Source organism: Micropruina sp., from assembly GCF_047607385.1.
GTDB lineage: Bacteria > Actinomycetota > Actinomycetes > Propionibacteriales > Propionibacteriaceae > Micropruina.
Map to the genome: position 1 here is coordinate 14,540 of NZ_JASGDE010000025.1, position 17,336 is coordinate 31,875.

Below are 17,336 nucleotides of genomic sequence, written 5' to 3' on the forward strand. Positions count from 1 at the left end.
AGAATGTCAGCAGCCGACCGCCTGTCCCAACCGGTGAGCGGTCTCCGACCCACCTACCCTCGGGCTTCTCGCCCGACCTGAGCAAGGGAGGCATCGTGGCACTCGCACTTACCGCACGACTTGACCGGTTGCCGATGAGCAGGCCGCACTACGCGTTGCTGTTGATCGGTGGACTCGGCTACACCTTCGACGGCATGGACAGTGCTGTCGTCGCGTTCTTGATGCCGAGCGTGCGCGATGTCTTCGGCCTGGAGTCGTGGCAACTCGGCATCGTTGGCTCGTCGGCGCCGATCGGCTTCCTGGTCGGAGCCCTCGTCTCGGGGTATCTGGGTGACAAGATCGGCCGCAAGTCGGTGATGATGTACGCCCTCGCCGTCTACGCGATCGCCTCACTCCTGGCAGCCGTGTCCTGGAATTTCGAGAGCTTCCTGACCTTCCGGATCCTCGCCGGCGCGGGAGCCGGTGCCGAGAGCGTCATCGTCGCTCCGTTCTTGTCGGAGTTCGTGCCCAAGCATCGGCGCGGGTGGTTCCTCGGCGCCCTGTCGGGCTTCTTCTCGTTCGGGTTCGTCGGCGCCGCCCTGATCGGCCGCTTCGTGGTGCCGATGGGGGAGAACGGCTGGCGCTGGGCACAGGTGATCACCTTCATCCCGATCGTGATGGTGCTCTGGTGGCGCCGGTCGCTGCCCGAGTCGCCACGGTTCCTGGTCACCCAGGGTAAGCACGACGAGGCCGAACAAGTGGTCAGCCAGTTCGAGAGCCGCGTGCAGCAGGCGCTTGGCCGCGAGTTGCCGCCGGTCGACCCCAACGCACCGGACGAGGAGCCACCGCACAAGTTCGCCTTCGGAAAGGCGATCAGCTTCCTGTGGAGCCGGTCGATGGCGCGGATCACCGCCACCACCTGGCTGATCTGGTTCGTGATCACCTTCTCCTACTACGGCTTCTTCACCTGGATCCCGACTCTGCTGGTCAACCGCGGCATCAGCGTGACCACCAGCTTCACCTATTCGTTGTTCATCTACCTGGCACAGATCCCCGGCTATTTCAGCGCTGCCTGGTTGAACGAGAAGCTCGACCGGAAGTACACGATCGCGCTGTACCTGACCGGTTCAGCACTCGCGGCACTCTGGCTCAGCCAGGCGAACGACCCGGTGATGGTGACCTGGGCGGGCGTCACGCTCTCGTTCTTCCTGAATGGCACCTACGCCGGCCTCTATGCGTACACGCCCGAGGTGTTCCCGACCTGGTTGCGGGCCACCGGCGTCGGGATGAGTTCGTCGTTCGGACGAATCGGGTCGATCACCGCGCCGATCATCATCGGCGCTTTCGCCGCCCAGTGGGGTTTCGTCGGTGTCTTCGGGATGACCACAACGGTGCTTGCTGTCGGCGTGATCTGCACGCTGTTGTTCGCGGTACGTACGGCTGGCCGGTCGCTGGAGGAAATCACCGGTAGCGGTACCGGGGTGGCGACGAACGATACGCACTCGGCCGCCGGGGGCAAGGGGCACCGGTGAGCGAAGACGTCATCGACCGGACCGAGTGGTCCGACGTCCATCGCAGGGTGGGACATGAGGTTGGAGTGGTTCTGTTCACCGTCCTGCACTTCACGGAGGGCGGATCCCGAATGGAACGGGTCTACAGTTCGCACCCCGTCGAGTACCCGGTGGGCGGCTCGAAGGACGTCGCCACCGAGGTGTCCCCAGACTGGATCGCCATATCGCGCGACGCCGGGACACCGTACTTCGGCGCCACCCCCGCCGACCTCGAGCGGATCTTCGCCGATGCCGAACTGATCCGTTCCCTCGGTTGCGGCTCCATCCTGAACGTGCCGCTCAAGGACGCCGGCGGCGTCACCTGGGCAACCGTCAACCTCTGCGCGGCCGAAGGCACTTACACCCCGGAGCGGATCGACCGCGTTCTGGAGATCATCGCCGAAGGCGTCCGAACCGCCGAGTCTGAAGAAGAGAGGATGCCCGATGAATCCCGGTGACCTGATCGTCCGGAACGCCACCTGGCTCGACATCGAGGCCGGCGACTACTGCGAGGGCGACCTGGAGATCCGGGACGGCCGCTTCGTTGACGTGGATGCCCAGCCGTCGGTGAGCGACGTCCGCGAAATCGACGCGGCCGGTGCATACGTGCTGCCGGGATTGATCGACTGCCACGTGCATGTCACCGCGCACACCGCCGACCTGCCTGCGCTCGGCACCGACTCCCCCAACTACGTCGCCATGCACACCGCCCGGTTGATGGGGGACATGCTGGACCGAGGCTTCACCACGGTCCGCGACGTTGCCGGCGCCGACTACGGGCTGCACGACGCACAGGTCGAGGGCCTGTTGCGCGGCCCACGGCTGTTCTTCGGCGGCAAGGCACTCTCCCAGACCGGCGGCCACGCCGATCCGCGGGGACGGGGCGAGTCGTACGTCGATTCCTCGGCGACCTGCAGCCACATCGGGCGCGTGGTCGACGGGGTGGACGCCGTCCGGGCCGCCGCACGCGACGAACTGCGCAAGGGAGCCCACCACATCAAGATCATGGCCGGCGGAGGCGTGGCGTCGCCGACCGACCGGATCGACTCCACCCAGTTCTCCCTCGACGAGATCACAGCGGTCGTCGAGGAGGCTGAGGCGGCCAACCGCTACGTCGCCGCGCATGCCTACACCGGACGCGCGATCAACCGGGCGCTTCGCGCCGGCGTCCGATCGATCGAGCACGGGAACCTGATGGATGACGAGTCTGTCGCCCTCTTCCTCGAACACGACGCGTTCGTGACCATGAACCTGGTCACCTATTGGGCGCTGATGGAGGAGGGTCGCGAGTTCGGGCTGTCCCAGGAGAACTGGGAGAAGGTGTCGGTGGTGCTCGACGGCGGCATGACTGCGCTGGAACGCGCTTACCGCGGCGGCGTCAACCTCTGTTACGGCACCGACCTTCTGGGCGGAATGCACCGCCACCAGTCACGCGAGTTCGCGCTGCGGGCCGAGGTGGTGCCCATCATTGACATCATTCGCAGCGCCACCAGTACCGCGGCCCGCCTGATCCAGCGCGAGGGCGAACTCGGTGTGATCGCGCCAGGAGCCTTCGGTGATCTGATCGTGCTGGATCGCGATCCGCTCCGAGATGTGTCAGTGCTTGCCGACGCTCGGCCCAGCCAGGTGATCCAGGCCGGGAAGGTGGTAGCCGCGGGAGGATGACTCGGCCTCGTCGAATGCCTTGATGTCAGTGAGGTCTCGCTGTGCGTTGGCGAGGAGCCGGACGGTGTACCTCACGCGGGCCGGCGCGTGCGGCGGCGCGCTTTCCAGTCATCGAGCGTGATGTAGTCGTCCGGCGTCGTGTCGGCCTCGGCGACGCGCTGCTCCAGAATCGCCCACTGCTCGGCAGGCACGTCCTCACCGAGCTTGGCCTGGATCACATCGCGAAGCTCGACAAGCTCGGACGGGCTGAGCCTGTCGAGTTGTTCCATGAGCGTCGCGTTCACCATGACCTGATGCTACTCGGCGGGCCAGACCTCAGACAGGACAGCGCCCAGTCGACGTGGCTTGGGGGCGGTTGACGAGTCACGAGTTCGCGCCTCTCGGACTGCCTCGCACGCACCCGTCCACAGCGGCGTCCACAGCTGTCGAGAACTACACCGGTGTGATTCGTAGCGGTGAGGCTCAGGGCAGCAGGTGTCCGGCCGCTCGATAGAGCCGGTACCACTCCTCGCGGGTCAGGGTGACATCGCTGCCGGCGGCCGCCTCGGCGACCCGTTGCGGCTTGGTGGTGCCGAGCACGACCTGGATGTTGGCCGGATGCCGGGTGATCCAGGCGGTCGCGATGCCGGTCGGGGTCACCCCGTAGCTCTGCGCCAGCTCGTCCAGGGCGTCGTTGAGCTCGGCGTAGTGCTCCCGGTCGCCGAGGAAGACGCCGTCGAAGAAGCCCTTCTGGAACGGCGACCAGGCCTGCAGGGTGATCCCGGTGCGGCGGGCGTGGTCGAGGATGCCGTGGTCGCGGTCGACGGACTGATCGACGGCGCCCATATTGGCGGCCAGCCCGGACGCGATGATCGGAGCGTGGGTGATGCTGAGCTGCACCTGGTTGACGATCAGCGGCTGCCGGACGTACGCGCGGAGCAGTTCGATCTGACCCGGGGTGTGGTTCGACACCCCGAAGTGGCGGACCTTGCCGGACTGTTCCAGGGCGCTGAACGCCTCGGCGACCTCCTCGGGCTCCACCAGGGTGTCCGGACGATGCAGCAGCAGGACGTCCAGGTAGTCGGTGCGCAGCGCCGCCAGGGACTCGTCCACCGTTGTCAGGATGTGTTCGGCGGAGAAATCGAAGTAGCCGGGACGGATGCCGACCTTGCTCTGCACGATGCACTGCTCACGCTCGCTCGGCGGCAGCGCGCCGGCCGCACCGAACCGCTCCTCGCACTCGTGCCGGTGCGTCCCGTAGATGTCAGCGTGGTCGAAGAAGTTGATCCCGGCGTCGCGGGCCGCCCCGACAAGGGCGCGGATCTCGGCGTCGCTGAGGGACGGGATGCGCATCAGGCCGAGGATGATGCTGGACGCCTCGAGTTCGGTGTGCGGCAGTCGGTAGGTCTTCACCCGCCCAGTCAATCAGGCCGAAGCTGCACCGGACGGATGCGTGGCGCCACTTCTCGGCGCTCGGGCTCCGGGTCAACGATGCAGCCAGGACCTCAAGTCCGGGGCGAGCAACTCGTCGGCGCGACGTTGGTAGTCGAGTTCGTCGCGCTCATCCAGCACGTCCCTCCACTGGCCGGTGCGGCCCCGACCGAAGAAGCCTTCGCGATCCCGGAACAGCCCGATCCCTTCGTCGGGGGCCAACTCGTCAGCGCGTTCCCGCATCGCACCGAAGCCGGCCGCTTCGACGAGGGCAGGGATCCGGTGCTCCGCGATCGGGAGGCCGAGGCGTTCCGCGATGGTCCGCATCTGACCTTCGAGGTCATCGGTCAGATCGGCATAGTGCAGCAGCACCACGTTGGGCTCGGAGCGGCGTTCCCAGGCACACCCGACAGATGCCAGGCCATCCCCCGCAGCGATGACAGGCGCCGGCTCGGTGGCGCGTCGTCGTTGATCCAGTTCAGGATCCGTTCGCGCTGCGTAATCGGTGCCGAGGACGAGCCCGGCTGCGGTGCAGGTCGCTGCTCGGAGTTCGGCGGCATCCGGGCCGCGATCACGCTGTTATCGAGGTTCGCGCGATGCCTGTCCATCGACACCGCGACATCGCGGGGATCGCGCCCGGCCACGATGTAGGTGACTCCGTCGAGGGTGGGAAGTCCGTCCAGTGGCGTGTGGGTCTTCAGGAAGCGACGATGCTGCTGCGCGGAGAGCCTCGACTGCAGGTCGGCCAAGGGCCGCAGGCGCATGTCGACCCAGGGCGACAACTCCGTCAGTCGGCCCGGAAGCTCGGTGCCGAAGATGAGCAAGGCGCAGATCATCTGCACCCAGGTGGTGCCGCACTTCGACGGCGTGCTGATGATGACGTCGTCGGTCCGGAGTTTGATCGCGGACCAGCGGCTGCTGTCGGTCGAGCCCTCCTCGTAGACGTGCCGGGTCACTGCCATTGCAGGATCCTATGCGGCGAGGCGCTCGCGGCCGTGATCGGCAACGCCTGGGCGACCCGGCGGTTGCTAGCGTTCCCTCGATGACCCAGCCCGCCCCGCGCCGTCCGGATCCGGTGACCGGATCCCGCGGTCACCGACGCCGTGAAGCAGCCGGGTGAGCCGGCCCGAGTCGTTCTCCCGTCCGCCCCAGTGGCACCGGCTGGACGATCCGGACGCCGCGCCCGAGCCGTCGCCTCCCGCACCGAGGCCGTCGGGTTCACGTCGACGCGGTCGTTCCCGGCGCAAGCTGAGCGGGCTCGGACGGGCGGCCGGTCCCGACTTCCGCTGGCCTTCGGCCCCGGTCGAAGGGTCGGCGTCCACGGAGACGGCGAACCCGCCTACCGAGCGGCCGGCGACGCGGTCGAGCCGGCCGCAGCGGCCCGGCAAGCGCAAACGCTCCCGTTCTGGCCGGGGCACGTCGCCGCGGAACAGCGGCGTGGGCAGCCTCGGTCAGGCCGGGCGGGAGCCTCGCCGGGCAGCCGAGACGCGGGCCGCGGCGAAGCGTCGCGACGTGGGCACCGTGTTGAAGATGGTCGGGCTGTACCTCCTGATCCTGTTCCTGATCGCCGTTGTCGGCGGCCTGATCGACGCCGGATCTACGCGCAGCGATCCGACGCCGACCCGGACGCCGGCGCCTCGCGTGCCGACTTTGGACGCGGTGTGGTCGGTGCAGCCCGACAGTCTGCGGCCCGATCTCGGCGGTGGCGCCGAGCTGATCACCCCGCTGGACGGCAGCTTCGACGACAACCGGCTGGTGGTCGCCGGCGCCACCTGGGTGGTGCTCAGCGGCGATTCCGCGGATCGGCGGGTCGCAGTGCACGGGCTGGACGCGGCGACAGGGCGTCCGTTGTGGCGCAACGACCTGCCCGACGGCATGTGCGCCGGGCGTCCGCTCGACGGCGCCGTGTTGTGCGCCGCCTCCACCGCCACCGATCCGGCGACCGGCCTGGGGACGCGCTGGCGGATCTCGCTGTTCGACCCGGCGACCGGACGCGAGCTGCGCGGCACCGACTTCGACGGCTGGCTGACCCTGCTGCGCGCCGACGGCGACCGCGTCATGCTCGTCGAGCAACGGCAGCCGGCGCCGCATGCCGTGCTGACCGGCCTGGACGCCACCCTGAAGCAGCGCTGGCGGATCGACCTGCGTGACCAGCAGGAACATGTCGGCCTGTTCAGCAATGACCGGATCTTCTACCGCAAGCTGCCGATCCCGGACGGCCCGGCGCTGGACCGTCCGCGGATCAGGAAGGTGGCCAACGGCCTGACCGCGCTCTGGTCGGGACAATCCACCGCCTTCGTCGACCTGCGCCGCGGGGTCCTGGTCGGGCTGCCCCGCTGCTCGCGGCTGGTGGACGACGGGCAGCGGCTGTGGTGCAACCAGGGCAACCGTGCGACGGCCTTCAGCTACCGGTTGGAGCGGCTGCATCGCACGGCCGACGACACCCGGCTGGCCTTCCCGTACCGCGATCCGCGGGCCGGCGACGTCACCGACCCGGTGTTCACCGAAGCCGGTGGGCGTGCCGTCCGGGTCGACCCGGCGTCCGGCCGCACCCTCGGCGAGCTGGCCGAGACCCGCAACGGGTCCGCGTTCGGGCTGAAGCTGTCCCCGCGGGCCGACTTCGTCGACGGCGTCACGCTGCTCTCCGACTCGTCGCTGACGATCGCGGTGGACGCCCGAACCGGCGCGTCGCACTGGCAGCGGCAGAAGCCGGACGCCATGGACGAGGTGTGGAAGTGGGGCGACCGGCTGTTGCTCACCGGCTCCTACGTCCGGCTGCTCGACCGGTCCACCGGACGCGAACTGGTCGCCTACCGGCAGCGGCACGGGCTCTACACGGCGGTCGTCGGCGACACTCTGGTCGGCATCGGCCCGGACGAGGTGGCTCGCCTCACCCGGCCCTGACCCGGCGACGGGCCTGTGCGTACACTGTGGCGATGAGCGACTTCTTCCAGCTCTTCAACCCCGGGGCGCGGCACACCCAGCAGCAGCGCGATCTGGAGAAGATGCTCGTCGTCGACTATCGCAAGGGTGGTTGGGGTCCGAAGCCGCTCGACCTGGAGTCGGGCAAGGTGACCCTCTACATGCCGAACCCGCCGCTGCCGCAGCCCCCGTCCGCCGACTGAACGATGACCCGCGCTGCTCCCCGACGTCGCATCGGGATCTGGCAGAACCGCAGAGTCGACGGCTTCGAGTATGACTCCGAGGAACTCGTCGGTCCTGATCAGGCGATCCTCTTCGAGGTCGAGGCTGCATCGGCCGGCGATCGCGGCGACGTGCCTGCCCAGCCGTCCACAGAGGCGTCCACAGCTGTGGAGAACTACATCGGTGTGATTAGCTCACCGGACGACGAGGCCGGCCGATGACCGAGAAGGTCGACTTCAAGAAGACGCTGGACGGCTACCAGGCGTCGCGCGGGGAGTTCCGGGTGGTCGACCTGCCGTCGATGCATTATCTGATGGTGGACGGGCACGGCGATCCCAACACCTCGACGGACTATCCCGATGCGCTGGCCGCGCTCTACCCGGTGGCCTACAAACTCAAATTCCTCAGCAAGCGGGAACTTCGCCGTGACTACGTGGTTCCGCCGCTGGAAGGGCTGTGGTGGGCGCAGGACATGGACGTCTTCACCGCCGCCCGCGACAAATCGCGGTGGGACTGGACGATGATGCTGATGGTGCCCGACTGGATCGAGCCGGACCTGGTCGACCACGCGTCCGCGCAGGCCGGCAGTAAGAACCCGCCGGCGCGGCTGGACGACGTCCGCCTCGAAACCCTGGCCGAGGGACGCTGCGTGCAGACGCTGCACCTGGGCTCTTTCGACGACGAGGGGCCAGTGCTGGAACGGATGCACCATGAGTTCATCCCCGAGCAGGGTCTGCGGGTGGACGGGAAGCACCACGAGATCTACTTCAGCGACTTCCGCCGGGTCGCCCCCGAGAAGCTCCGCACCATCCTCCGGCAGCCCGTGCGGCCAATTAGCCAGAAGTCTGGCTAAAATCGTGCCATGAAGACGATGCCGGTGAGTGAGGCGAAGGATCAGCTGTCTGCACTGGTGGAGGCTGTCGAGGAGATCCACGAGACGGTCGTGATCACCCGGCACGGCAAGCCTGCCGCGGTGCTGGTGTCGCCCGACGAGTTCGAGTCGCTCACGGAAACCGCCTTCTGGGCGTCGGTGCCGGGGATCGCGGACGACATCGCCGAGGCGCAGTCCAGCATCGAGAGCGGCGAGCGGACGAGCGTGGCTGACCTGCGGGCGCTCCTGGCGGAGCACCGTGCCGGTGCTTGAGCCGTACCAGATCAACCTCACCCCGCCCGCCGTCCGGAGCCTCACCCGGCTCGCGCCGAAGTTCGCCGACGCGGCGCTGCGGTTCATCGACGGGCCGCTGGCGGAGAACCCACTGCGGGTGACCAAGCCGTTGCGCGGGGAATTCGAGGATCTGCGCAGCGGCTATGTCGGTACGTCCTATCGCGTGCTCGTCCGGGTCGACAACGACGAGCGCATCGTGCACGTCGTGGCGATCGCTCACCGCGCGGACGTCTATCGCCCGCGGTGAGCGGTTGAGTCGTGGCCGACTCGCGCGCGGGGTCTCGTCCTCGGTGAGGACTTGCCGGGCCGCCAGCCCTCGTCAATCGGCGACCGATTCGGTACCTGTCTGAGGCGGACGAGGCGGGACGTCCCCCGAATCGGTCGCTGATTCACGGCGGAGAAGTCCGGACGTGCCCGCGCGCGGCGAAGTGGTACGAAAGGAACCGTCCCCGTCGTACCGCCCCCGCGGCGAAGTGGTACGAAAGGAACCGTCCCCGGCGTACCACCCGAGCGCAGACAGACCGCCGCCCCGGACGCGGGCGTCCGGGGCGGCGGTCAGGATCAGGGCCTCAGGCGCCGACGGCCGCCTTGGTCTCGCGGGCCATCGCCAGCTCTTCGTTGGTCGGCACCACCAGGATGGTCACCTTCGAGTCGGGGGTGGAGACCACCCGCGGCTCCTTTGACCGGACGGCGTTCGCCTCGTCGTCCAGGCTGAAGCCGAACCCGGCGAGCCGGTCGATGATCGCCTTGCGCAGCGCCGGGTTGTTCTCGCCGACGCCGGCGGTGAAGGTGATCGCGTCCAGGCTGCCCAGCACGGCCAGGTAGGCGCCGATGTAGTGCAGCAGCCGGTGCACGTAGACGTCGAAGGCCAGCTTGGCGTCCGCGTTGCCCTCGGCGATCAGGTCGTTGATGTCACGGAAGTCGGTGACCCCGCACAGCCCCAACATGCCTGACTTCTTGTTCAGCAGGGTGTCGATGTCGTCGATGCTCATCCCGACCTGGCGGGCCAGGAAGGCGTGCAGCCCGGGGTCGACGTCACCGCTGCGGGTGCCCATCACCAGGCCCTCCAGCGGGGTCAGCCCCATTGAGGTATCCACCGCGACGCCGCCGCGGATCGCCGAGATCGAGGCGCCGTTGCCGAGGTGGCAGACGATCTGGTTCAGCTCTTCGTACGGACGGCCGAGCACCTCGGCCACCTTCTTCGACACGTAGCTGTGCGAGGTGCCGTGGAAGCCGTAGCGGCGGATGCCGTGCTCGGCGGCGACGTCGCGGGCCAGCGCGTAGGTGTACGCCTCGGCGGGCAGGGTGGAGAAGAAGGCGGTGTCGAAGATCGCCACGTGCGGCACGTCCGGCAGCGCCGCGCGGGCGGCGTCGATGCCGGCGATGGCCGGCGGGTTGTGCAGCGGGGCCAGCGGCGACAGCTCGCGCAACGCGTCCAGCATCGCGTCGGTGACCAGGGTGGTCTCGCGGAACGCGGCGCCGCCGTGCACCGTCCGATGCCCGACCGCGACCACGTCGGCCAGCTGCGGCCCGTGCTCCTCGAACAGCTGCACCATCACCTTCAGCGCCCGTCCGTGATTGGGGAAGCCGCGCTCCTGATGGAAGGTCTCACCGCCGACGGTGTGGTCGATGGTGCCGGACTCGTCTCCGATCCGCTGGACCAGACCTGAGGCCAGGACGCTCTCGTCGTCGGCGTCGATCACCTGGTACTTGATCGAGGACGATCCGGCGTTCAGCAGCAGAATGGGCGTGCTCATAGAAGGCTCCTAGGGGTTCGTGCGGTCGGGTCGTCAGTTGGCTTCGGCCTGGGCCTGGATGGCGGTGATCACCACGGTGTTCACGATGTCCTCGACCAGCGCCCCACGGGAAAGGTCGTTGACCGCCTTCTTCAGGCCCTGCAGGATCGGGCCGATGGCGACCGCTCCGGAGGAGCGCTGCACGGCCTTGTAGGTGTTGTTGCCGGTGTTCAGGTCGGGGAAGATGAACACCGTCGCCTTGCCGGCGACCGGCGAGTTCGGCAGCTTGGTCTTCGCCACGTCCGGGTCGACGGCCGCGTCGAACTGGATCGGGCCCTCCAGCGCGATGTCGGGACGCCGCTCGCGGACCAGCTCGGTGGCCTGCCGCACCTTGTCGACGTCCGCGCCGGAGCCGGAGCTGCCGGTGGAGTAGGACAGCATCGCGACCCGCGGCTCGATGCCGAAGGCGATCGCCGTCTCGGCGGAGCTGATGGCGATGTCGGCCAGCTGCTCGGCGGTCGGGTCGGGGTTCACCGCGCAGTCGGCGTAGACGTGCACCCGGTCGGGCATGCACATCAGGAACGATCCCGACACCACCTTCACGCCCGGCTTGGTCTTGATGAACTCCAGCGACGGACGGATGGTGTTGGCGGTGGTGTTGATGGCGCCCGACACCATGCCGTCGGCCATCCCCAGGTGCACCATCATGGTGCCGAAGTAGGACAGGTCCTTCAGCTTCTCGCGGGCCTGCTCCAGGGTGACGCCCTTGTGGGCGCGCAGGGTGGCGTACTCCTGGGCGAACCGCTCGACCAGCTCGGGGTCGTTCGGGTTGACGATCTCGGCGCCGTCCAGCACCCAGCCCATCGCGGAGGCCCGGGTCTTGATCTCCACCGGGTCGCCGAGCAGGATCAGGTCGGCCACACCGCGCTGCAGCAGGATGGACGCCGACTCCAGGATGCGGTCGTCGGACGACTCCGGCATCACGATCCGGCGCCGGTCACGGCGGGCCAGCTCGTTGAGCTGGTAGCCGAACATCAGCGGGGTGATCACGCTGGCCGCGGGCACCTCGAGGGCCTTGATCAACTCGGCCGAATCGACCTGCTCGGAGAAGATCCGCCGGGCGGTCTCCACCTTGCGCGGCGACGAGGTGAAATGCCCGCGGGTGTTGAAGACGTCCTTGGCGGTGGTGTAGGTGCCCTGGTCGGTCATCCCGATCGGCAGGTCGAGGTGCATGCCGTCGAACAGCTTCACCACGTTCTCGGGGATCGGGTAGCCGCCGGTCAGGATGACGCCGGTGAGCTGCGGGAACGAGCCGGAATGGTGCGCCAGGATCAGCCCGGGCAGCAGGTCGGAGCGGTCGCCGGGCATGATCACGGTGGCCTCGGTGACCAGCCGGGAGAGCACGTTCGGCAGCGTCATGGCGGCCACGATGGCGTCCTGCGACTCGCGCTCCAGCAGATCGGGATTGCCCAGCACCTGGGTGGCGCCGACCGCCTCGAACTGGGCCCGCAGGGTGGGGGCGATCAGCAGCGGCTCGGCCGGCAGCGCCGCCACCACCAGGTGGGTGAGCTGTCGCAGCGCCTCGGACGTCTCGTCGAGGATCGCCGGGTCGACCCGGTTGGCGATCACGCCGATGGTCTGGACGTGGTGTGCGGTGAACTCGTTGAGCGCGGCGTCCGCGGCGTCGCGGATCTCGCGGACGTCGCGTCCGAAGCCGTTGACCACCAGCAGCAGGGCGGCGTTCAGGTTGGCCGCGATGTCGGCGTTGAAGGCCAGCTCGGTCGGGCTGGTGACGTCGGCGTAGTCGGAGCCGAGCACCACGATGGCGTCGAAGCGCGGGCTGATCCGGCCGTACTTCTCGACGATGGTGGTCAGCGCACTCTCCGGATCGGTGCGCATCTCGTCGTAGGTGATGCCGATGGCATCGTCGTAGGAGAGATTGATGCCCGGCAGGTCCAGCAACATCTCGAGAATGTCGTCGTGCTGCCCCGCGGGCACCAGCGGACGGAAAACGCCGACGGATTCGACCTCGCGAAGCAAGGTATCGAGCAATCCCAAGGCGACGACGGACTTACCGGTCTGGCCCTCGGGGGCCGCAACGTAAATGCTTCGAGTCACGCGCTCAGGCTAAACCCCTAGGCGGCGGCCTGTCTGCGGCCCGTTCGCACCCTGAGCGGGGGATCGATCACAGCCCTTCGGCCAGCCAGGCCAGGTCGGCGCGATGCTCGTCGGGTCCGCCGGGGGTCTCCACCACGATCGGGGCGCCGGCGGTACGGATCACGTCGCGAGCACCCTCCGGGTCGCACTGCCCGGCGCCCCAGTTGGCGTGCCGGTCGGCGCCGGAGTCGAAGGCGTCCCGGGAGTCGTTGGCGTGGATCAGGTCGATGCGTCCGGTGATGGCGCGGACCCGGTCGACCAGCCCGAGCAGTTCGTTGCCGCCGGCGTGGGCATGGCAGGTGTCGAGGCAGAAGCCCACCTTGTCGGCGTTCGCCGAGGCGCCGATGGCGGCCCAGAGCCGGTCGATGCTCTCCAGGTGCCGGGCCATCGCCTTGGTGCCGCCGGCGGTGTTCTCGATCAGCAGCGGGACGGCGATGTCGAGCCCGTCGACCGCCTTGAACCAGTTGGTGAAGCCGGCCTCGGGATCGTCCTTGGCGGTGAGGTGGCCGCCGTGCACGATCACCCCGGCGGCGCCGATCTCGGCGGCCGCGGTGAGCTGCTTCTGCAGCTGCTGCCGGGACGGGATTCGGATCCGGTTGTTGGTGCTGGCCACGTTCAGCACGTACGGGGCGTGTACGTAGAGCGCGATGCCGGCGGCCTCGGCGTCCGCCTTCAGCGCGGCCGCGCCACCGGCGTAGTCGACCCGTGGACCCTTCCAGCCCTGCGGGTCGCCGAGGAAGAACTGGCTGAGCTGCGCCCCGCGCGCCTTCGCCTCGGCGATCGGGTCGGTGGAGTCGACATGGGCACCCATCGCGATCATGGCCATGAGCCTAACCAGGTGCGCCGACAGTTTTCTCCGGCCGGTCGCGGCCCTACCTCTTCACCGTTGCCGGTGCGCCGGGGGTGGCCGGGCTGGGAGCGGCGTCCGGAGTGTCCGGGGTTGCGGTGGCCTGCACCGTCGCGGTGCGTGCGGAGTCGACGGTGACCGACGCGTAGCCGGCCAGCGTGCCGCGCACCCGGACGTGGATCTGCTTGCCCCGGTCGGCCTTGCTCAGCCGGTAGCTGGGCTTGGTCTGCCCGCTCACCCGCTTGCCGGAGCGATACCACTGATGGCTCAGCGTGGCCGCCGGCTGCCATTCGCCGGCGACGGCCTGGAGCACGCCGCCCACCTGGGCGGTGCCGGTGATGGTCGGTTTCGGCGTGGCGCTGAACTGCCGGGGTTTGACCTCGCGGGCCACCGAGTAGGTGTCGCGGGTGGCGTAGCCGGGCTGGCTCGCCCGGACCCGCAGCCGGACGTCGTGACCGACGTCCTTCGCCGTCAACGCGTAGTCGGCGGAGGTGGCCGCGGCGATGTTCTTGGAGTCCCGCTGCCACTGGTAGGCGAACGTGGTGCCCTCGGGGAAGCCGTCGCCGGGAACACCGGTCAGCGTGCCGCCGAACTCGTGGTCGCCGGTGACGCTCGGACGCGTGCTCGGCAGGACGCCGGTGACCACGGCGTTGGTGCTGTCGGAGGTCTTGCTCAGCGGGCTGCCGTCCGGTGTGGCGGTCACCTTCACCCGGATCTCCTTGCCCAGGTCGGCGGCGTCCACCAGGTACTGCTGGCCGGTCGCGCCGGCGATCGCCTTGCCGCCCCGCAGCCACTGGTAGCCCAGGGTCGCGTCCGGCGGCGTCCAGGTTCCGGGGACGGCGGTCAGGGTGAGCCCGACCCGGGGACTGCCGCCGATCGCCGGCACATCGGACGGATAGGGCAGGAACGCCCCCACGGTCACCTTCGGCCAGCTGGACGACGGCGCGCGGGCGACCATCGGCCGGCAGGGACCGTTGCCGCCCTTGCCGCAGGGACCTTCCTTGGGCACCTGCAGCACCGTCCCGGTCCACCACGAGGTCTGCGCCATGGCGCCGTCCCAGGACAGCGAGATGTGCACGTGGTCCTTGTGGTTGGCCGTCCAGGAGCCGCGGCTGGCCATCTTCCGCCAACCCAGTTCCTGGTAGTAGATCGACCAGATCTTCTGGTTCCAGATCATGTACATGATCCCGAGCCGGTAGGCGACCTCGCCGTTGTTGGCGGTGATCCACTTGACCGCCTGGTCGACCTTCGCGCGGTCCTTGGCCTTGCGTGAGTCCATGTGCCAGTCGAGGGCGCGTCCCTCCTTGTGCTCGGAGGTTCCGCCACTGGTGCAGAACCGCGAGATGCCCCACGACTTGCCGCCCCAGTTCTTGATCAGCGCCTTGAGCAGCGCGGTGGTGCCGGGTTTGGCGGCGGGGGTGCAGGTCTTCTGCGGCTTGTAGCCCAGGTGGGCGTCGATGCCGGGTGTCTGCAGCGTCTTCGGTGGCGGCGGATTGCCGGCGCCGCGGGCCTGGGTGACGCAGGCCAGGGCGACCAGGACGGCGCAGCAGAGGGCGATCAGGGTACGGATGCGCATGGCGTCCTCGAGACTTCCGGGGGCGGGGGTGCGAGCAGAGTAAGCCGGATCGGAGTGTGGGCCGGCGGTGTCTCGCTGGATGCCTTGCCACCGACAGACCCCGCCGGGTACCCTGAGGACCGTTAGCCCCGTGTGGACCGCTGGCTTCGGCCATGTCGCCGGGGCTTTGATATCCCCAGGAGCCACTTTGACTGTTTCGGACGCCTGGATCGATGCGTGGCTCGGTGCGCCGAGGTTCGCGCGGTACGTGACAACCTGCGGAGGCGACCGCGCCCGCGCGCTCAGATTGTACGAGTGGAACGTGGCGTTGGGTCAGGCACTCATGCACGACATTGCGCACTTCGAGGTGGCTCTGCGGAACGCTTACGACACGGTGATCCAGCGTCGCTGGCGTGGCGGCCAGCACTGGTTGCTGGATCCTGAGTCGCCGGCGGTGACACCGATCTGGCGAGTCAGGACGGTGAAGGGGGGACTCAAGCGGGGGATCGATGTCAACTATCCCAATCGGAGATCGGTCGAGAAGGCCATCGACAGGTGCGGTGGAGTGCGCGCCTCCCCAGGCAAGGTGATCGCTGAGCTCAGCTTCGGGTTCTGGGCCAACCTGACCTCCGCGTCGCACGAGAAGACCCTGTGGGTTCCCTATCTGCATCACGCATATCCGGTCCGCACCAACAGGCGTGGTCCAGACCAGGCGATCAGGTGCATCAACACCGTCCGGAACCGGATCTCGCATCACGAACCGGTCATCGACCCGATCGACCAGAGCATGGATCCGGGGAAGATCGCGCAGGACATCCGCCGGCTTCTCGGGCAACTCGCGCCGTCGGTGGAGTCTCACGTTGTTGCCACCTCAACTGTGACCGCGGTGCTGAACCAGCGGCCGAGCTGACCGCGTGTCCCACCAGGATCGACTGGCGGTCGCCGGAGCCGGACGGATTGGACCGAGGGGTCTGTCCCCTCGTACCGGATTGGACCGGGGGTCTGTCCCGAGCCGGACGCCCGATTGGCCGTCGGTCTGGGCCGGCCGCTAAGGTTGGTCCTTGGTGCCTTCCGGCACCGTTTGCACACGCCCTCCTGCCATGGGAAATGCTCATGGCCGCTCGAGACCAGAGGAGGTGGAGTTCGCGTATGCGCCAATACGAAGTCATGGTGATCATCGATCCCGACGTCGACGACCGTCAGGTGAACGGCCTGTTGGAGAAGCCGCTTGCCGGCCTGACCAAGGCCGGTGGCACCGTCGACAACCTGGACATCTGGGGCCGCCGTCGGCTCGCCTACGACATCCGCAAGAAGTCCGAAGGCATCTACGCCGTCATCAACATCACCGCTGAGCCTGCCGACGTGAAGGAGCTGGACCGCCAGTTCACCCTGAACGAGCAGATCATGCGGACCAAGGTCATCCGGCCCGACACCCGATAGAGAGCTTTCTGTCAGTGCCAACTGACAGGCTCTGAGTGACTCCATCACCGATCGAAAGACACACTCATGGCAGGCGAAACCCAAATCACCCTGGTCGGCAACCTGACGGCCGATCCGGAGCTGCGCTTCACTCCGTCGGGAGCTGCGGTGGCCAACTTCACCGTCGCCTCCACTCCTCGGACGTTCGATCGTCAGTCCGGCGAGTGGCGCGACGGCGACGCCATGTTCCTGAACTGCTCGGTGTGGCGGCAGGCGGCCGAGAACGTCGCCGAGTCGCTGACCAAGGGCATGCGGGTGGTCGTCCAGGGTCGGTTGAAGTCGCGTTCCTACGAAACCCGTGAGGGCGAGCGGCGCACCGTCTTCGAGGTCGACGTCGACGAGGTCGGCCCGTCCCTGCGGTACGCCTCGGCCAAGGTCACCCGGAATTCCGGCGGTGCTGGCAACTACTCCGGTGGTGGCTACTCCGGCGGCAATTCGGGGGGTGGCGGCGGCTACTCCGGCGGCGGCAATGCCGGCGGAGGCTCCGACTCGTGGTCCTCCGGCGGCGGCAACAACAACCGCTCCGCCGGGAACGACCCGTGGGCGCAGGCCGCCCAGAGCGACGAGCCCCCCTTCTGATCAATCTGATCGGCGGCTCGTCCCCATCCATCCACGTCATTCCGGCCTCGGCCGGGCTCACTGAAAGGGA

The 17,336-nt window shown here is 68.4% G+C and carries 20 protein-coding genes; 12 read left to right on the plus strand and 8 right to left on the minus strand.

Going from position 1 to position 17,336, the window contains the following annotated elements; genetic code table 11:
* Positions 1-95: 95 nt before the first annotated feature.
* From QM582_RS02225 to QM582_RS02235, 3 genes are read left to right on the plus strand one after another with little or no spacing between them, the layout of a single operon-like run.
* On the plus strand, positions 96-1,511 hold the full coding sequence (locus QM582_RS02225; protein ID WP_415081352.1) for an MFS transporter: 1,416 nt from the start codon (positions 96-98) through the stop codon (positions 1,509-1,511).
* Positions 1,508-1,987 carry a hypothetical protein gene (locus QM582_RS02230; RefSeq protein ID WP_415081354.1) on the plus strand — a complete coding sequence of 160 codons (480 nt, stop codon included), beginning with the start codon at positions 1,508-1,510 and terminating at the stop codon, positions 1,985-1,987. The genes QM582_RS02225 and QM582_RS02230 overlap by 4 nt, the downstream gene beginning before the upstream one ends.
* Positions 1,974-3,194, plus strand: a complete 1,221-nt coding sequence (locus tag QM582_RS02235) for an amidohydrolase family protein (RefSeq protein WP_415081355.1) — start codon at positions 1,974-1,976, stop codon at positions 3,192-3,194. Before QM582_RS02230 ends, QM582_RS02235 begins: the two co-directional genes overlap by 14 nt.
* 71 nt (positions 3,195-3,265) lie before the next feature.
* On the opposite strand, the gene QM582_RS02240 is transcribed toward QM582_RS02235, so the two are convergent.
* From QM582_RS02240 to QM582_RS02255, 4 genes are all read right to left on the minus strand, one after another.
* Positions 3,266-3,481, minus strand: a complete 216-nt coding sequence (locus QM582_RS02240; protein WP_415081357.1) for a hypothetical protein — start codon at positions 3,479-3,481, stop codon at positions 3,266-3,268.
* A gap of 175 nt (positions 3,482-3,656) precedes the next feature.
* On the minus strand, positions 3,657-4,586 hold the full coding sequence (locus QM582_RS02245; protein ID WP_415081359.1) for an aldo/keto reductase: 930 nt from the start codon (positions 4,584-4,586) through the stop codon (positions 3,657-3,659).
* A gap of 72 nt (positions 4,587-4,658) precedes the next feature.
* Positions 4,659-4,979, minus strand: coding sequence for a sulfotransferase domain-containing protein (locus QM582_RS02250; protein ID WP_415081361.1), 321 nt, complete (start codon positions 4,977-4,979; stop codon positions 4,659-4,661).
* On the minus strand, positions 4,952-5,566 hold the full coding sequence (locus tag QM582_RS02255) for a sulfotransferase domain-containing protein (RefSeq protein WP_415081363.1): 615 nt from the start codon (positions 5,564-5,566) through the stop codon (positions 4,952-4,954). The genes QM582_RS02250 and QM582_RS02255 overlap by 28 nt, the downstream gene beginning before the upstream one ends.
* 550 nt (positions 5,567-6,116) lie before the next feature.
* On the opposite strand from QM582_RS02255, the gene QM582_RS02260 reads away from it, so the two are divergent.
* Genes QM582_RS02260 through QM582_RS02285 form a run of 6 tightly spaced genes read left to right on the plus strand, consistent with a single transcriptional unit; the run spans position 6,117 to position 9,160 of the window.
* On the plus strand, positions 6,117-7,508 hold the full coding sequence (locus tag QM582_RS02260; RefSeq protein WP_415081365.1) for a PQQ-binding-like beta-propeller repeat protein: 1,392 nt from the start codon (positions 6,117-6,119) through the stop codon (positions 7,506-7,508).
* A gap of 32 nt (positions 7,509-7,540) precedes the next feature.
* Positions 7,541-7,729 carry a DUF6191 domain-containing protein gene (locus tag QM582_RS02265; RefSeq protein ID WP_415081367.1) on the plus strand — a complete coding sequence of 63 codons (189 nt, stop codon included), beginning with the start codon at positions 7,541-7,543 and terminating at the stop codon, positions 7,727-7,729.
* 3 nt (positions 7,730-7,732) lie between these two features.
* On the plus strand, positions 7,733-7,969 hold the full coding sequence (locus QM582_RS02270; RefSeq protein WP_415081369.1) for a hypothetical protein: 237 nt from the start codon (positions 7,733-7,735) through the stop codon (positions 7,967-7,969).
* Positions 7,966-8,601, plus strand: a complete 636-nt coding sequence (locus QM582_RS02275; RefSeq protein WP_415081371.1) for a GyrI-like domain-containing protein — start codon at positions 7,966-7,968, stop codon at positions 8,599-8,601. The genes QM582_RS02270 and QM582_RS02275 overlap by 4 nt, the downstream gene beginning before the upstream one ends.
* A 9-nt stretch (positions 8,602-8,610) precedes the next feature.
* Complete coding sequence (locus QM582_RS02280) at positions 8,611-8,892, plus strand: type II toxin-antitoxin system Phd/YefM family antitoxin (RefSeq protein ID WP_415081373.1); 282 nt, start codon at positions 8,611-8,613, stop codon at positions 8,890-8,892.
* Positions 8,879-9,160 carry a type II toxin-antitoxin system RelE family toxin gene (locus QM582_RS02285; protein ID WP_415081375.1) on the plus strand — a complete coding sequence of 94 codons (282 nt, stop codon included), beginning with the start codon at positions 8,879-8,881 and terminating at the stop codon, positions 9,158-9,160. The genes QM582_RS02280 and QM582_RS02285 overlap by 14 nt, the downstream gene beginning before the upstream one ends.
* A gap of 322 nt (positions 9,161-9,482) precedes the next feature.
* On the opposite strand, the gene QM582_RS02290 is transcribed toward QM582_RS02285, so the two are convergent.
* From QM582_RS02290 to QM582_RS02305, 4 genes are all read right to left on the minus strand, one after another.
* Positions 9,483-10,670 carry an acetate/propionate family kinase gene (locus QM582_RS02290; RefSeq protein WP_415081377.1) on the minus strand — a complete coding sequence of 396 codons (1,188 nt, stop codon included), beginning with the start codon at positions 10,668-10,670 and terminating at the stop codon, positions 9,483-9,485.
* A 33-nt stretch (positions 10,671-10,703) separates the two neighbouring features.
* Positions 10,704-12,767, minus strand: coding sequence for a phosphate acetyltransferase (gene pta, locus QM582_RS02295; RefSeq protein ID WP_415081379.1), 2,064 nt, complete (start codon positions 12,765-12,767; stop codon positions 10,704-10,706).
* Between the two features lie 67 nt (positions 12,768-12,834).
* Positions 12,835-13,632 (minus strand): deoxyribonuclease IV, encoded by a 798-nt coding sequence (locus tag QM582_RS02300; protein ID WP_415081381.1) that lies wholly within the window; start codon positions 13,630-13,632, stop codon positions 12,835-12,837.
* Positions 13,633-13,678: 46 nt separating this feature from the next.
* A complete protein-coding gene (locus tag QM582_RS02305) occupies positions 13,679-15,229 on the minus strand; it encodes a hypothetical protein (protein WP_415081383.1) in 1,551 nt (516 codons plus the stop codon).
* Positions 15,230-15,416: 187 nt separating this feature from the next.
* Here QM582_RS02305 and QM582_RS02310 point away from each other — a divergent pair, with 187 nt between their 5' ends.
* The 3 genes from QM582_RS02310 (at position 15,417) to QM582_RS02320 (ending at position 17,266) form a co-directional block, all read left to right on the plus strand.
* Positions 15,417-16,118 (plus strand): Abi family protein, encoded by a 702-nt coding sequence (locus QM582_RS02310; protein WP_415081385.1) that lies wholly within the window; start codon positions 15,417-15,419, stop codon positions 16,116-16,118.
* Positions 16,119-16,357: 239 nt separating this feature from the next.
* The gene (gene rpsF / locus QM582_RS02315; RefSeq protein WP_105186645.1) at positions 16,358-16,648 is read left to right on the plus strand and encodes a 30S ribosomal protein S6; all 291 of its coding nucleotides are present in this window, start codon (positions 16,358-16,360) and stop codon (positions 16,646-16,648) included.
* Between the two features lie 66 nt (positions 16,649-16,714).
* Positions 16,715-17,266, plus strand: coding sequence for a single-stranded DNA-binding protein (locus QM582_RS02320; RefSeq protein WP_415081387.1), 552 nt, complete (start codon positions 16,715-16,717; stop codon positions 17,264-17,266).
* Positions 17,267-17,336: the final 70 nt, after the last annotated feature.

What these genes read in the sequence shown, in the direction of transcription:
- QM582_RS02280 (WP_415081373.1), top strand. Translation starts at nt 8,611, where the DNA reads ATGAAGACGATGCCGGTGAGTGAGGCGAAGGATCAGCTGTCTGCACTG.
- rpsF (WP_105186645.1), top strand. Translation starts at nt 16,358, where the DNA reads ATGCGCCAATACGAAGTCATGGTGATCATCGATCCCGACGTCGACGAC.
- QM582_RS02305 (WP_415081383.1), bottom strand. Translation starts at nt 15,229, where the DNA reads ATGCGCATCCGTACCCTGATCGCCCTCTGCTGCGCCGTCCTGGTCGCC.
- QM582_RS02240 (WP_415081357.1), bottom strand. Translation starts at nt 3,481, where the DNA reads ATGGTGAACGCGACGCTCATGGAACAACTCGACAGGCTCAGCCCGTCC.
- QM582_RS02270 (WP_415081369.1), top strand. Translation starts at nt 7,733, where the DNA reads ATGACCCGCGCTGCTCCCCGACGTCGCATCGGGATCTGGCAGAACCGC.
- QM582_RS02265 (WP_415081367.1), top strand. Translation starts at nt 7,541, where the DNA reads ATGAGCGACTTCTTCCAGCTCTTCAACCCCGGGGCGCGGCACACCCAG.
- QM582_RS02290 (WP_415081377.1), bottom strand. Translation starts at nt 10,670, where the DNA reads ATGAGCACGCCCATTCTGCTGCTGAACGCCGGATCGTCCTCGATCAAG.
- QM582_RS02255 (WP_415081363.1), bottom strand. Translation starts at nt 5,566, where the DNA reads ATGGCAGTGACCCGGCACGTCTACGAGGAGGGCTCGACCGACAGCAGC.
- QM582_RS02320 (WP_415081387.1), top strand. Translation starts at nt 16,715, where the DNA reads ATGGCAGGCGAAACCCAAATCACCCTGGTCGGCAACCTGACGGCCGAT.
- QM582_RS02235 (WP_415081355.1), top strand. Translation starts at nt 1,974, where the DNA reads ATGAATCCCGGTGACCTGATCGTCCGGAACGCCACCTGGCTCGACATC.
- QM582_RS02275 (WP_415081371.1), top strand. Translation starts at nt 7,966, where the DNA reads ATGACCGAGAAGGTCGACTTCAAGAAGACGCTGGACGGCTACCAGGCG.
- QM582_RS02300 (WP_415081381.1), bottom strand. Translation starts at nt 13,632, where the DNA reads ATGGCCATGATCGCGATGGGTGCCCATGTCGACTCCACCGACCCGATC.